Here is a 14,686-nt window from a genome sequence, read left to right on the forward strand (position 1 = left end):
CGCCCCGCCCGCCCGACAGCCCGATGCCGCCGATCACCGCCACCAGCACAATGTCGTAAAGCAGCGTCGAATTGACGACACGCGTGTTGATCGAATGCAGGCTGGCCGCGGTCAAAAGGCCGGCGATCAGGGCGACGAATGCTGACAGCACGTAACGCAGGACCAGCATCGGCCGCACCGGAATGCCGATATTGCGCGCCGCGACCGGATTGTCGCCGGCGAAATAGATGTAGCGGCCCCATTTGGTGCAGCGCAGGAATAGGAAGAACAGGAACGCCAGCCCCGCAAAGACGAACACCTCGATCGGGACGTCGAGAAAGCGCAGACCGCCGAGCAGTTCCACCCAATGGCCCTGCGGCACCGGCACGGCGTCCTGCGTGATCAATTGCGAACGGACATAGCCGAAGACGAAGGAGCCGGTCGCCAACGTGACGAAGATCGCCGGTACATCGGCGTAGGCGACGAGAAAGCCGTTGAGCAGGCCGATGGCGAGCACGCCGGCCAGCACATAGGCGAAGGCGAGCCCGTCCGGCGTTCCGCTGTTGAGCAGTTGCAGGTACCAGGCGACCGACATGGCCATGATCGCAACCGCCGACAGGTCGATGCCGCGGCCGATGATGACGACAGCCATGCCCAGCGCCAGTATACCCAGCACCGAGACGGAGCGGATAATGGCGACCAGATTGTTGGCATCGATGAAGCCTGGCAGGCCTATAGCCGCGGCAACGAACAGCACCACCGCTATGGCAAAGACAATGCCTTCCTGATTCAGGCTTCTGAAGTTCAGCCAGCCGGCCATGTTCATTGTCTGCTTTCACCCCGGTGGCAGCGCTGCCACCCCTGGAGAGAAAGCTAATCGGCTCAACGCCGCTTCGTCAAATGAATCCGCGTTCAAAACGTAGGCTGGCGATGAGATTCGCAAAGTGGACGCATTGATTGCCGAATCTGGCGCAATGCCCGGAAACTCCTGCACTTTTGGCAATTGTTTGCACCGTCTCGGCGCTTGGCGAAGCACAACACCAAGGCGAAAGGCGAAGACGGAATTTAACCCTGCGATCTGGCGGAAAATTCGATTTCAGTTCCCGGCAACATGGCCGGAGACCTCGGCGCCGGCACCTCTCGGCAGCACCAGGAAACGGAACGACGCCACCAGCCCGATAATGCCGATCAGCAGGAAGGCTGCTCGAAAATCGACGAGGTCGAGCGCGGGCCGGTCTCTCGCGATCTGCGACAGGTTGAGGATCGCCGCCGCCACCGCGACGCCGAACAGCATCGCCACTTGCTGCAGCATCGAGGACAAGGTCGCCGCGGAGCTACGCTGCGCGGCGGCGATATCGGCGAAGGCCAGCGTGTTGAGCGCGGTGAACTGCATCGAGCGCGACAGCCCGGCGATCAGCATCAGCGCCACCACCAGCGGCTGCGGCGTCTGCGGCGAGATCGCCGCACAGGCCATGATCGACATCGAGGCGATGATGCCGTTGACGACCATCACCGAGCGGAAGCCGAAGCGACGCAGCGTCGGCGTGGTCACCGCCTTCATGCCGAGATTGCCGAGGAAGTAGGCCAGGATCATCATGCCGGCATCGACGGGCGATAGGCCGAAGCCGACCTGGAACAGCAGCGGCAAAAGGAACGGCGTGGCGTTGATCGCCACCCGGAAGATAGTACCGGCTGCAAGCGTCGAGATGGCGAAGGTCTGCACCTTGAGCGAGGAGAGGTCGAGCAGCGGATGCGGCGCGCGACGCAGATGGCGCACCGCTAGCCAGCCGACGACGATCCCCGCCGCGATCAGCCCCACCGTCGGCAAGGCCCCATCTTCCGGATGCGCGATGCGCTCGAGACCATAGAGCAGGCAGGCGAGCCCCAGCGATGTCAGGAAAAAACCCGGCCAGTCGAGCGGCTTGGGATCGGCTTCACGATCGCCCGGTATGAAGCGGGCGACCAACACCAGCCCGATCGCGCCGAGCGGGATGTTGATGAAGAAATTCCAGTGCCAGGACAGATAGGTGGTGATGAAACCGCCAAGCACCGGGCCGACCACGGGCGCGAAGAGCGCCGGCCAGGTGATCAGCGCCGTGGCGTTGAGCAATTCGGATTTCGACGCGTTGCGCAGGACCAGGATGCGGCCGACCGGCGTCATCAAGGCGCTGCCCAGGCCCTGCACGGCACGGGCAACGACGAATTCGGTCAGATTCCCGGAGAAGCCGCAGGCGAGCGACGCCAGCGTGAACAGCGCGATGGCTGCGAGGAAGATGTTACGCGCGCCGAACCGGTCGGCGAGCCACCCCGACAGCGGCACGAACACGGCCATGGTCAGCATGTAGACGGTGATGCCGATGCTCATCGCCACCGCCGGCACGCCGAAGGAAGCGCCCATCTGCGGCAGCGACGTCGAGATGATCGTCGAATCCAGCAGTTGCATGAAGAAGGCGATGGCGACGATCAGCGCCACGCGCCGCGAATTCGTGGCTGTCTCGGGCAAGGCTTCATTTTCGGGAATGGCCGTCATGTCGGGTCGGTTTCAACAACATTTAGCCAACTGCGTCCAGAGATGGACCAACAAACTTTCGTGTCGTATCGCCGCCTGTTATGGAATGAATGGGCCTCGGTCTTAAACAACAGGAACCGTGCGCGCATGAAGCCTATCTATATCGACTACCTCAACGCCCTCGACATCGAAGCGCTTGCCATGGCCGATGGCGAGATCATCGACGCCGTCGAGGCCGGGCTCGTTGCGCAAGGCAAGGGCCAGACGGTGATCGAGCCGCGCGTCCACCTCGAACCCGACCCATCCTTCCACGGCCATTTCAATGTCTTGCGCGGCTACGTCGCGCCGCTCGATACGGCCGGCGTGAAAATCGTCGGCGACTATGTCGACAATTATCTTCACGGCCTGCCGTCGGAATTCGGCATCCTCAATTTGTTCGATCCACGCACCGGCACGCCGCGCGCCATTCTCGACGCCACGGTCATCACCGACATGCGCACCGGCGCCGTCACCGCCATCGGCGCCAAGCACTTGGCACGCAAGAACGCGAAGGTGCTCGCCCATATCGGCGCGCGCGGCACTGCGTACTGGAATGTGCGCCTGCTCGACCATCTCTTCGATTTCGATGAGATCCGCGTCCATTCGCGTCGCCCAGAAAGTCGCGATGGCTTTGCCGCAAAACTCTCCGCCGACCTCGGCAAGCCCGTCACCGCGGTCGCCGACTGGGAGAGCTGCGTCAAAGGCGCCGACATCGTCGTCGAAGCCTCACGCCTGCCCGAGCCGCAGCCCCTTCTCAAGACCGAATGGATCAAGCCGGGCGCGCTTGTCGTTCCCTATGGCACGATGAGCGCGGTGGAGCTGTCGCTGACCGACATCATGCAGAAGTTGGTCGTCGACGACTGGGGCCAGTGCAAGGGCGGCAAATTCGGCTCGCTGCGCGCGCATGTCGAGACCGGGCGGTTGAGCGAAAAGACGCTGCATGCCGAACTCGGCCAGATCGCCGCCGGCCTCAGGCCGGGACGGCAGAGTGACGACGAAACCATCCTCTTCTGGCATCGCGGCCTGTCGCTGTCCGACATTGCGCTCGGCAAGGCGATGCTGGCCAAGGCGCAGGCGCAAGGCATTGGCCAAAGGCTGCGCTTCGCATGAGCGCGCTCGTCCTCACCGGGGCCGGCGTCAGTGTCGGCGATGTCGCCGCCGTCGCCCGCGAGGCACGCAAGGTGGAGATCGGAGCCGATGTCATCGGCAGGCTGGAGAAGGCGCGAAAGGTGCTCGACCAGGCGGCGGCCTCCGGCCAGCAGATCTACGGCCTGAACACCGGGCTCGGCGCCAATCTTCGCACATCGGTCGAGGGTGACGCCAGCGCCTTCCAGCGCCAGTTGCTCGAGGGCCGCAGCGGCGCGGTCGGCGAAGCGCTGCCCGTCGAGGCCGTGCGCGCCACCATGCTTGCCCGTCTGACAATGTTGTCGGCCGGTGGCTCCGGCCTGTCGCCCGCCGTGTTCGTTGCCCTGGTCGAAGTCCTCAACGCCGGCGTCCATCCAGTGATGCCGTCGCTCGGCTCGATCGGCGCCGGCGACCTGGTGCTGATGACCGCGATCGCCCGCCTGCTGATCGGCGAAGGTGAAGCCGATTATCAGGGAAGGCGCATGCCGGCGGTCAAGGCGCTGATGATGGCCCGCCTCGGCCCCATCGGCCTGGCGCCCAAGGATGGGCTGTCGCTGATCAACGCTTCCGCCGTCTCCGTCGGCGGCGGCGCGCTTGCGGTCACGGACGCGCTGTCGGCTCTTGCCCAGCAGCAGCAGGCCGGCGCGCTGACCATGGAAGGTTTCAGCGCCAACCGCACCATCCTCGATCCCCGCCTGCACATGGCGCGGCCCGCCGCCGGCCAGCAGGAGGCCGCGAAGGCGCTGCATGATCTTCTCGCCCGCGACGAAGCGCCCGCGCCCACCACCATACAGGACCCGCTCTCGATCCGCTGCATGCCCTCGATCCATGGCGCGCTGATCGAGGCGATCGGCCAGGCAAGACGCGCCGTCGAGACCGAACTCAATGCCGCCGCCGACAACCCGCTGGTTCTGAGCGACGACGAGCTGGTGCTGTCGACCGGCAACTTTCACACCGCTTCGCTGGCACTCGCCTTCGAGGCGCTAAGCCTGGCAATCGCTCAATGTGCGGCCGCCAGTGCCGCCCGCTTCATCCAGCTCACCGGCCCGGGCCGCAACGGCCTGCCCAAATACCTGTCGCCGGTCGGTGGCGCCTCGGCTGGTTTGGTGCCGTTGCAAAAGACGGTGACGTCGATCCTGGCCGCCATCCGCCACAAGGCCAATCCGGTGATGCTCGATTTCCTGCCGGTTTCGGAAGGCGTGGAGGATCACGCCACGCAGACGCCGCTGGTGGTTTCGAAATGCGCCGACATGATCGCGCTGTGGCGGCGGCTGATCGCCTTCGAGTTGATGGCGGCGGCGCAAGCCGTCGACCTGCGCGAGGGATTGACGCTGGCGCCACGCACATCAGCCGTCCACACCGCGATACGCACGCTCGTCCCCGCGCTTGAGGAGGACCGGCCGCTCGGCGTCGATGCGGAAGCACTCCACGCAGCGCTCGCCGGCGGCAAATGGCAAACGATCCTAGCCCCGGCCGACCTTGTCGAGGAACAGGCGTAGCTCAGCCGGGTCCATGTGCACGATGTGCCGGTCCTCGGGATAGGCGCCGCTGTTGACGTCGCTGACATATTCGGAGAATGCCGCCACCCGCTCCGCCTGCAGCCGGTCGTATTCGGCGGCGAAATTGCGGTAGACCTTCGAGTGGCGCGGCATGTGGCCACGGTTCTGGCCAAGAATGTCGTCGGCGAACAGATATTGCGCGTCGCAGCCGGTGCCCGCGCCCATCGACAGCATGATCAGCGAGGTGCGCTCCGAGATAGCCTTCGCCACCTCGACTGGTACAACTTCTATTTCGGCGCCGATCGCGCCGGCCGCCTCCAGTTGCTTGACCGCTTCGAACACCTGCATCGCCGTATCGGCGGACTTGCCGACCGCCTTGAAGCCGCCGGTCCAGGTCGCGCGGGAAGGAATGAGGCCAACATGGCCGATGACGGGAATGGCATCGTCCGCCATCCGCTTGATGGTGGCGTAGCCCGCGCTGCAATAGACCGCGTCGGCGCCGGCCTTGTACAGCCGGAAGGCCCAGCGCACGAAATCATCCGCGGTGCCGATCTCGAAGAAATTGTCGCCCGGCATGGTGAACAGGCTGGGCGCGGCATCGCGGTATTGCGGGTTGAGCACCAGTTCGGGCGGCACCGAGACGATGTCGACCCCTGCCCGTTCGGCGGCTTCCGCCTCGTCCAGGGTGAGCACGCGCAGCATGGTCAGCTGACGCTTGCCCTTCATGGCGCGCAAATCGGCGACGGTCGGTCTCTTTCGGCTCATTAAAGCGTTCCCCTCTATTGCTTGCCGTCGCGGTGCCGGATCGGTTGATCATGCAGCGCTTCAGATCTGGATCATCACCTTGCCAGCTTCGATCTTCACCGAATAGGTCGCGAGATTGACGCAGACCGGCGCGCCCTTGGCCTGGCCGGTCTTGTAGTTGAAGCGGCCATTGTGCTTGGGGCATTCGATGATGTCGTCCATGACAAGCCCGTCGGCCAGATGCGCCTTCTCATGCGTGCAAAAACCATCGGTGGCGAAGAACTCGTCATCCGGCGAGCGGTAGATCGCGAAGGTCCGCCCACCATGGTCGAAGCGGATGACATCCTCTTCCTCGACATCGTCCACCGCGCACGCTTCAACCCAATCGGCCATCTCTATCTCCTGCGGACACTCGCGATCGCTACTCGGCCGCCGCCGACATATCGACCTCGTGGAACTCACCGCGATAGGGCCTGGCCGTCGGCGGCAGTTCGCGCTTGAGGTAATAATCCTCGTATTTCAGCTGCCTGAGCAGGACCGGCCAGACCTCGCGGTAGGCGTGCCACATCGACGGATTGGGCTTCGGCAGATCGTGCTTGATCAGTTCATGCAGCCTGGGCAGCGCGTGATACGGCACCATCGGGAACATGTGGTGCTCCACATGGTAATTCATGTTCCAGTAGATGAACCGGCTGATCGGGTTCATGTAGACGGTGCGTGTGTTCAGCCGATGGTCGACGACATTGTCGGCGAGCCCGATATGCTGCAGCAGGCCGGTGGTGACCATGTGCCAGGTGCCGTAGAGGCGCGGCAGGCCGATCAGCACCAGCGGTATCCATGACCTCAGCGCGATCGCGAGGGCGATCGTCGCCACATAGATCGCGACATGCCACCGGGCCGCGACCACGGCCTTATGCTGTTCCATCTCGGGGATATAGCTCTTCTCTTCGTCGGATAGCGTGCCGAATGCCTGCCGCACCAGCGTCGGCAGCGAATAGCGAAAGTCGAGAATGCCGGTGAAGGCGAGCGCCGCCTTCAACAGGTCCGGCGGACGCATGACCGCGATCTCGGCGTCGCGGCCGACGATGATGGTGTCGGTGTGGTGGCGGGCATGGCTCCAGCGCCACTGCACGGGATTGCGCATCAGCATGAACGAGGCGATGTGGTAGACGACATCGTTCATCCAGCGCGTGCGAAAAGCCGTGCCATGGCCGCACTCGTGCCAGCGCGAGTCGCTCGACGAGCCGTAGAGCACGCCATAGACGAACAGGAACGGCACCACCCACCACGAACCCCAGAACCAGATGATACCCACGGCCGAACCCAGGATCGCGACAATCCAGATAATGGTGTCGCGGATCGCCGGGCCGTCGGAACGCTGCATCAGTTCCTTCATCGCCTTGCGCGGCACGTCGGTATGGTACCACTCGGCCGAGGCAAGCCCGGTCTCGATCGCTGCCCTGGTGCTTTCGCCGACCAGGCTGTAGTCGCGCTTTTTCGCCATCGTCGTCAAATTGGCCTCCAATCGTCGCGCAGCGCTGGCAATCCGGTCCGCCGGCCGGAGGGCTTGCTTTGAATAAATGTCGCGCTCATGTCCTGCCGGCCAGTCTTGGAAAATTTTCTGAAGGCTGAGGATAATCCTGCTCGGGCTGCCGGGCGATATCCGCGATCCTGGCTTCGGCGCCAGCGATTTCCTCCTTGCCGTCGAGGACGCGGAACACCGCGTCATAGGCCCGGCTTTCGCCATGCTCCAGCCAGATCATCTCGCCGCGCTCGCGGGCGGCGAGATCGCCGAGCACATGGTGGGTCGATGGCTCTATCCCCAGCGCGTACTGCCCGGCCTGGAAATTCTGCCATTGGTAGGCACACGGCAACTGGTCCTTGCGGGTCGCCACTTCGAAGCCGAGACCGAGCCGGTCGTTGACGACGGCCACCGGAACCTCGCCATGGGCGTCGGCGGCCATTTCGTGCTGCCAGACCTGCTCCCTGAAGTGCCGTTGCGGTGCCGGCGCCGTGCGATAGCCGACACTCTGCGCCTCGTAGCGCTCGCCGGCATGGCTGGCCCAGACGACGTCGCGGATCGGCGCCAGATAACGGGAGCCTTCGTCCAGCAAGGGATGGCTGACATTGACATGGTAGAAATACATATGAGGGGTGCGGTTGAAGCCGTGGTTGACGACACGGTCCGAAAGCCGGATCTCGTTGCCGCCGACATCGGCCTCGATGCGGCGAGTGAGATGCAGATCCTCGCCGAATACAGCCGATTGCTGGACGATGCCTTCTGCCCACAGCACGCAGCGGTCACCCTCCCAGCGCTCGCCATAGCCGGTCAGCCGCGCCGGGATGGTACCGACACGACCATGCAGCGAATGAAGCACCGTCTTCTTCCCCGGATAGTTGTAGCTCTCGGCCGGCACTTCTTCCCGCCCCAGAATGTGGTCGAGGCCGCAGGTGACGAGCAGGCCCGAGAAGGACCGCGCCCAGGCCAGCCCCGCTTCCCCTTCATAGTCGTGCAAGCCCGGATGGCGAAAGCCGCTCGGCGAATGCCAGCCGATCGCCTGGCCCTTGAAGTCGCAATCGGCGATGTCGAGCGCCCGGTCGACGAGCGCGGTGAAGCGCAGGCCCGAGCCGGTGCGGAATTCGAGCATGCGGATGCCGCGCTCCAACCCGTCGCCGAGCGTCATCAGCCGCACGCCGGCGAATTGCGACAGCTGGCCTGACCGCTCGGCCACTTGCCGGCGCGACAGCGTCTTGCCGTATAGCTCTACCATGCGACGCCCTTCACTTTGCCCTCGCCTCCTTGAGCAAGGCCGACATGTCGGCGCCGGTGATGATGCTTTCCACGGTCAGGAGGTCGGTGTCGGCGACCGTCTGTTCGGCGACGATCTCGCCGCGCCGCATCACGACGATGCGGTCGGCGACCTGGAAGACATGGTGGATGTTGTGGGTGATGAGCAGCACCGAATGGCCGGCGTCGCGTACCTCCTTGACGAAACGCAGCACACCGTGGGTTTCCTCGACGCCGAGATTGTTGGTCGGCTCGTCGAGAATGATCACCTTGGCGGCGAACTGCATGGCGCGCGAGATGGCGATCGACTGCCGCTCGCCGCCCGACAGCGTCGAGACCAGCGCATCGGCGTCGAGTTTCTTCGAGATGCCGACGCGCTTGAGGAGTTCGGAAGCGGCTTTGCGCAGCTTCGCGAGATCGAGCGGCGCGAACACGCCGAGCCAGCCGAAATTGACCGGCTCGCGGCCGAGGAAAAGATTGCGCGCGATGCTGAGATCAGGCGCCAGTGAGGTGTCCTGATGGATGGTCTCGATGCCGAGGTCCATCGCATCCCGGGTCGAGCGGATCGAAACCTTTTCGCCGCGTACAAAGATGTCGCCACGATCGACAGGGAAGACACCCGAGATCGCCTTGATCAGCGTCGATTTTCCGGCGCCGTTGTCGCCCAGCAGAGCCACCACCTCGCCTTCCCGCAGTGTCAGCGATGCGTTCTTCAGCGCGCGCACGCTGCCGAAGGATTTTTGCAGGTTCTGCAGCCGAAGTACTTCTTGCACCATCGTCAGCCCCTTGCGGCGTTCTTCTGCAGCAAAGCGTGCAGGATGAGCATGGCGAGGATGATGAGGCCGACAAAGATGTTGTAGGCGAGCCCCGGCACGCCGATCAGCACGATGCCGTTGCGGATGGCGCGCAGCATCAGCGCGCCGACGATGGTGCCGAGGATGGTGCCGCGTCCGCCGGTCAGCGCCGTGCCGCCCACCACCACCATGGCGATCACTTCCAGCTCATAGCCCGTGCCGGCCACCGGTGAGGCGGCCGAGATGCGAAAGGCGCTGATCATGCCGGCAAGGCCGGCCAGCACCGAAGTCGCGATGAAAAGCCATATCTTGACCGTATCGGCCGGCACGCCGCGCGCCACCGCCGCGTTGCGATTGGAGCCGATGGCACTGATCCAGTTGCCGAGCTTGGCGTAGCGCAGGATGTAAATGGCAAACAGCGAGAGGCCGATGAACCACCACAGCGAGGTGTAGAAGCGAAACGAGCCGATGTTGAAGCTGCCGGCGAGCAGCGTCACGAAGAAGCCGGGCTGGTCCCAGGATTTCAGCGGAAAGCCTTGCGTGATGTAAAGCGCTGCCCCGCGTACGACGAGCAACATCGACAGCGTCACCAGGAAGGAGGAGATGCCGATCTTGGTGACGATCAGCCCGTTGATCGCGCCGATCGCGATACAAAGCAGCAGCCCGGCCAGAAGCGCGACACCTATATCCACCCCGCCATTTTGCACCAGCAGCATCACCACCACCGGCGCCAGCCCAAACACCGCGCCGACGGAAAGATCGAATTCGCCTGCCGTCAAAAGCAGCGTCATGCCGAGTGCGATGATGCCGAGCTCGGGCAGGAACGCCATCATGTTGGAGATGTTGAGCGGCGACAGGAAATTGGCGTCGGCGACCGCGAATACCGCCAGCAAAATGAGGAGGATGACGAAGGAGGAGAATTGCGGCGAGCGCAGCAGGCGCGATCTGCCTTTCACCCTCGGCACTTCGTCTTCTGCGGCAATTGTCATGACTGCTTGAACCATGCTTGAAAAGACGCCCGCCGCTTTTCCGGCGGGCGCTGTTTTTCTCATTTCTTGTCGTAAAGCTTCAGAATCGGGTCGACGCTGGAGGCGTCGTAGAGACCGAAAGTGTGGATGTCGTAGCCGATCGGCTCGCCTGACGCGGCAAGCCCGAGCAGCGCCACCGGCATGAAGCCTTGCGCAGAGGGATATTGCCAGGCGGCGGCATTGACGAAGCCGTCCTTGACGGCTTGTGCCGTCTCCTTCGAATTGCCCCAGCCGACGACGGGGATCTTGCCCGCCGGCACGCCGGCGCCATCGAACACGCGCTTGACGCTGGCGGCAACGGAATCGCCGAGCGCGATGATCGCCGGCGGATTGTTGGCGACCATGTAGTCGGTCATCTTGGCGATGATGCCAGCCGGATCGGTGCCGCAATCGACCACGTCATATTTGATCCCCAAGGGATCGAAAACGCTGGCGATGCCCTCGGTCTCGAGCTGCTGGTAACTGGCGCCGGGAACCTCGACCGGCAGGAAAACCTTGTCGCCCTGCTTCACCATCTTGTGGTCGACCAGATATTTGGCCCAGATGACACCCGCTTCTTTCAGGTCCGCGCCGACATAGGCCTGCCGCCCTGTCGCCGGATCGTCGGTGTTGAAGAACACGATCGGGATGCCAGCCGCCTTGGCTGCTTTCACCTCCTCCGTCCACAGGCCCGGCTGCGCCGACGTGGTGGCGATGCCGTCGGGCTTTGCGGCAAGCGCCGAGTTGAAGGCTTCCTTCTGCGCCGCCATGTCGCCGCCGCTGAAGGAAATCTTGCAGGTTACCTTGAGCTGGTCGCAGGCCTTGGTCGCACCGGCGTTCCAGTCGATCCAGAACGCATCCGACGGACCGCCATGCGACAAGAGATAGAAGGTCTTCTGGCCGTCCTGCGCCTGCGCCGCCGTGCCAAGGGCGACGCCGGCGAGCACTGTCGCGGCGGCCGCCAATTTCAATGCGAATTTCAACATTCTTTCCTCCCTTGTTTGAAGCCGCGCCGCCATGCACCGTGGCGCGGCTAGCCGTCACAGGCCGTTGGCGCGGAATTTCCCGTCGAGGAATGTCTTGGCGCGCGGCACGTCGTCTTCCGACAGATGCTCGATGATCACCGGTATGTTCGGATGCTTTTCGGCCAGCCGCTGGAGGTAGAGGTCGTAGTTCAGCGAGCCAAGGCCGGGCGCCGGCAGTTCGATTTCGCCAACCCCGCGGAACGTATGGCTTTCCATCGCGTCGGCATCGCCGATGTCGGCGTGCTTCTCCGACTTGTCATCGCCTGAGCGCTTGACGTCCTTGGCATGCGCTATTCTGATCTTGTCGGTCAGCGTGTCGAACACCTGGTTCAGGATCTGGTCCATCCGGTCGATGTTGTGCGTCTCGAAATAATTGGTCGGGTCCATCAGCAGGCCAAGGCCTGGATGGTCGACCTGCGCGAACATCTTCACCGTCTCCTCGACCGAGCCGACGACGTTGTTGACATAGGTTTCGAGCAGGAAGACCGCGCCATGGTCGTAAGCCGTCTGGGCAAGATCGGCGATGACCTTGCGGCATTCCTCAAAACCTTCCTCGGTCTTGTTCTTGGGGTGATGCACCCAGTCGGATTCGGTGTTGTAGGTGCCGGTCTCCGAGATCACGTAAGGGCTGCCGAACTCGCGCGCATTGCGGATGATCTCCTTGAGATAACCGACGCGCTTGTCGCGCTCCGCCTTGTCGGGATGGATGATGTTGGTGTAGCCCGACACGCAGCAGACCGGCAGGTTGTGGTCGCGGAAGACGTCGCGCACCTTCCTGGCCTTGTCCTTGGTGATCTGCCCAGCCGACAGGTCGACATCCCTGAAGTGCAGGTCGAGCTGCACCGTGTTGAAACCGAGCCCGCGGATCTTCTTTGCCGTCTCTTCGAGGCCGTACGGGAAATAGCCCGTGAAAATACCTGCCTGCATCATGATCTTGAATTCCTCCCTGTAAGCGATTCAGTTGTCTGCGATTTCAGTTAGTTGCGTTTGTGGAGATTTCGGAAAGCTTGACCGTGCGGCCCGATGCCATCGAGCGATAGCCCGCTTCGACCAGCGCCATGGTCTTGACGTTGTCGGCAACGGTGAGCGCCGGCGGCGTACCGGTCTTCACGGCGTGCTGCAGCTGCTCCATGACGCCGATGAAGGCATGCGGGAACCACATCGTCTCCCAGCTTGGAGTTACCCACTCGCCGCCGGTCGTTTCGGCCGAAGCATAGGTCAGCGTCGAAGCAGCACCGGTCGGCCAGCCGATCGTGCCCTTGGCAACGCCCTTGGTGCCGTCGACGCGCCAGTTGATGTGCTGGTCGTCCTTGTAGCCCTGCTGGCGCGGACCGGACCACACATCCTCCAGCGACACGGCCAGCACGCCGGACGGGAATTTCAGCGTCGATACGGTGATGCCGTCGGAATGGTCGAATGTCGTGCGCGGATCCTTGCGCGTCAGCGTCGTGATCTCATCGGGATCGCCGAACAGGAAGCGCAGCACGTCAAGGTGGTGCACGCTCATATTGGCAAGCGTCAGCCGGTCGTAACCCTGAAGGAAGGTCTGCCAGTGCGGAATGGCGTGCATGTCGATCTGCGCGAAGACGATGTCTCCGAGCGCGCCACTGTCGATGAGCTGCTTCAACACGCGCATCGACTGGTCGTAGCGCATGTTCTGGTTGACCGAGAGTATCTTGCCGGCCTTCGCCGCCTCGTCGCGCAACTTGACGGCTTCCTCGACCGACAGCGCCAGCGGCTTCTGAGCCAGGATCGCCTTGATGTGGTTCTGCTTCAGCGCATGGCGGATCAGCGCCGGCTGCTGGTCCGGCGGAAACGCGAGGTCGATGATCTCGACATCTGCATCCTCGATCAGCTGTTCCGGGGTGTCGTGGACGGTCGGGATACCCCAACGGTCGGCGACCTTTTGCGCATTCGCCTTGGTACGCGAGGCGATCGCCACGACCGGAAAGCCAGCGTCCTTATAGGCGGCCAGATGGCATTCGGCCATGATCATGCCGGCGCCGACGCAGCCGATCCGATATTCCTTCGTGCGGACCTTCACATCCGGCTCGAAGCCCTTGCCTGTCATGCCTTCCTCCCGAAATCCTGTCCTTGCGGCCGCGTTCATCTTGCCAACGCGCCTCCGCCCTGTCCGAAATAATGCACGCGCGCCGGCTCGCAGGATATCGCCACCATCGCGTCGGGCCTGATGTCAGGCTGGCCGCGCAGCAAAGCCTTCAGCCGCGCTTGCCCGGCGGCGAGTGTCACCACGGTATAGCCGCCAAGCGGCTCGACCTCGAACACCCGCGCCGGGCGGCCGGGGCTCTCCTTCTCGGTGTCGCTCCAGGGCCTGACCTTGATATCCTCCGGCCTCAGCCCGATCTCGACGGCGTCGGCCGGAGCCGTGCGATCGGCGATGCTGATCGCGCCTTCGGCGGCCTCGATGCCGCCCTCGCCTTGAACGGATTTGAGGATGTTCATGACAGGCGACCCCAGCAGCCGCGCCACGTAGGTGCTGGCCGGGCGATCATAGATCTCGGCCGGCGCGCCGATCTGCCGGATCCTTCCGCTTTCCAGTATGGCCATGCGGTCGGCGATCGACATCGCCTCTTCCTGGTCATGCGTGACATAGATCAGCGTCTTGCCGAGCTCACGCTGGATGCGCTTCAGTTCGACGCGCGTTTCCTCGCGCAGCCGCGCGTCGAGCGCCGAGATCGGATCGTCCATCAGATAGGCGTTGGGGTCGCGCACCAGGGCGCGGGCGATCGCCACCCGCTGCCGCTCGCCGCCCGAAAGCAGTGCCGGCGGCTTGTGCAGGATATGGCCGATATGCAGCTTGGCCGCGACATCGGCGACGCGCCGTTTGATATCGACCTCGGCGACCCGGCGCTCGACCAGCGGGAAACGGACATTGTCGAGCGCGCTCATATGCGGGAACAGCGCCAAGTTCTGGAACACCATGGCGACATTGCGCTCTGCTGGCGACACCGTGTTGACGGGCTTGCCGCCGATGAGGATTTCGCCGGCATCCGGCGTCTCCAGCCCGAGCACCAGGCGCAGGATTGTCGACTTGCCCGACAGCGGCGGCCCGAAGAAGCAGAAGAACTCGTTGTCGTTGACAGTGAACGAGGCGTCGTCGACGGCGAGCATCGTGCTGTAGCGTTTCGTGACATTGCGGAAGACGATGTCGGCCAT

14 protein-coding genes are annotated in these 14,686 nt (G+C 63.7%); 2 read left to right on the plus strand and 12 right to left on the minus strand.

Features of this window, described 5'->3' with window-relative positions:
* Nucleotides 1-805: ABC transporter permease (locus tag LB524_RS28320; RefSeq protein WP_224531657.1), on the minus strand; the 805-nt coding region annotated here is incomplete at its 3' end.
* A gap of 270 nt (nt 806-1,075) precedes the next feature.
* Complete coding sequence (locus LB524_RS28325) at nt 1,076-2,509, minus strand: DHA2 family efflux MFS transporter permease subunit (protein WP_224531660.1); 1,434 nt, start codon at nt 2,507-2,509, stop codon at nt 1,076-1,078.
* 126 nt (nt 2,510-2,635) lie between these two features.
* On the opposite strand from LB524_RS28325, the gene LB524_RS28330 reads away from it, so the two are divergent.
* Together LB524_RS28330 and hutH are read left to right on the plus strand one after the other, a co-directional pair.
* The gene (locus LB524_RS28330; protein ID WP_140790368.1) at nt 2,636-3,637 is read left to right on the plus strand and encodes an ornithine cyclodeaminase family protein; all 1,002 of its coding nucleotides are present in this window, start codon (nt 2,636-2,638) and stop codon (nt 3,635-3,637) included.
* On the plus strand, nt 3,634-5,151 hold the full coding sequence (gene hutH, locus LB524_RS28335; RefSeq protein ID WP_224531663.1) for a histidine ammonia-lyase: 1,518 nt from the start codon (nt 3,634-3,636) through the stop codon (nt 5,149-5,151). The genes LB524_RS28330 and hutH overlap by 4 nt, the downstream gene beginning before the upstream one ends.
* Here hutH and LB524_RS28340 read toward each other — a convergent pair.
* From LB524_RS28340 to LB524_RS28385, 10 genes are all read right to left on the minus strand, one after another.
* Nucleotides 5,116-5,916, minus strand: a complete 801-nt coding sequence (locus tag LB524_RS28340) for a 3-methyl-2-oxobutanoate hydroxymethyltransferase (protein ID WP_224531665.1) — start codon at nt 5,914-5,916, stop codon at nt 5,116-5,118. The genes hutH and LB524_RS28340 overlap by 36 nt on opposite strands.
* Nucleotides 5,917-5,976: 60 nt before the next feature.
* Nucleotides 5,977-6,288 carry a MocE family 2Fe-2S type ferredoxin gene (locus LB524_RS28345; RefSeq protein ID WP_015317079.1) on the minus strand — a complete coding sequence of 104 codons (312 nt, stop codon included), beginning with the start codon at nt 6,286-6,288 and terminating at the stop codon, nt 5,977-5,979.
* Between the two features lie 28 nt (nt 6,289-6,316).
* Nucleotides 6,317-7,399 carry a fatty acid desaturase family protein gene (locus LB524_RS28350; protein WP_224531692.1) on the minus strand — a complete coding sequence of 361 codons (1,083 nt, stop codon included), beginning with the start codon at nt 7,397-7,399 and terminating at the stop codon, nt 6,317-6,319.
* An 85-nt stretch (nt 7,400-7,484) separates the two neighbouring features.
* Entirely contained in the window at nt 7,485-8,666 is a 1,182-nt protein-coding gene (locus LB524_RS28355; RefSeq protein ID WP_015317077.1) for an aldose 1-epimerase family protein, read from the minus strand.
* 10 nt (nt 8,667-8,676) lie between these two features.
* A complete protein-coding gene (locus LB524_RS28360; RefSeq protein WP_140824141.1) occupies nt 8,677-9,459 on the minus strand; it encodes an ATP-binding cassette domain-containing protein in 783 nt (260 codons plus the stop codon).
* 2 nt (nt 9,460-9,461) lie between these two features.
* Nucleotides 9,462-10,481 carry an ABC transporter permease gene (locus LB524_RS28365; RefSeq protein WP_140824140.1) on the minus strand — a complete coding sequence of 340 codons (1,020 nt, stop codon included), beginning with the start codon at nt 10,479-10,481 and terminating at the stop codon, nt 9,462-9,464.
* Between the two features lie 44 nt (nt 10,482-10,525).
* Entirely contained in the window at nt 10,526-11,470 is a 945-nt protein-coding gene (locus tag LB524_RS28370) for a substrate-binding domain-containing protein (RefSeq protein WP_140620622.1), read from the minus strand.
* Nucleotides 11,471-11,524: 54 nt separating this feature from the next.
* Nucleotides 11,525-12,439 carry a sugar phosphate isomerase/epimerase family protein gene (locus tag LB524_RS28375; protein WP_015317073.1) on the minus strand — a complete coding sequence of 305 codons (915 nt, stop codon included), beginning with the start codon at nt 12,437-12,439 and terminating at the stop codon, nt 11,525-11,527.
* A gap of 43 nt (nt 12,440-12,482) precedes the next feature.
* The gene (locus tag LB524_RS28380) at nt 12,483-13,580 is read right to left on the minus strand and encodes a Gfo/Idh/MocA family protein (protein ID WP_015317072.1); all 1,098 of its coding nucleotides are present in this window, start codon (nt 13,578-13,580) and stop codon (nt 12,483-12,485) included.
* A 35-nt stretch (nt 13,581-13,615) separates the two neighbouring features.
* Nucleotides 13,616-14,686 carry an ABC transporter ATP-binding protein gene (locus LB524_RS28385; RefSeq protein WP_140824139.1) on the minus strand — a complete coding sequence of 357 codons (1,071 nt, stop codon included), beginning with the start codon at nt 14,684-14,686 and terminating at the stop codon, nt 13,616-13,618.

It is taken from the genome of Mesorhizobium sp. ESP6-5 (assembly GCF_020164695.1).
In the GTDB taxonomy this organism is placed as follows: domain Bacteria; phylum Pseudomonadota; class Alphaproteobacteria; order Rhizobiales; family Rhizobiaceae; genus Mesorhizobium; species Mesorhizobium australicum.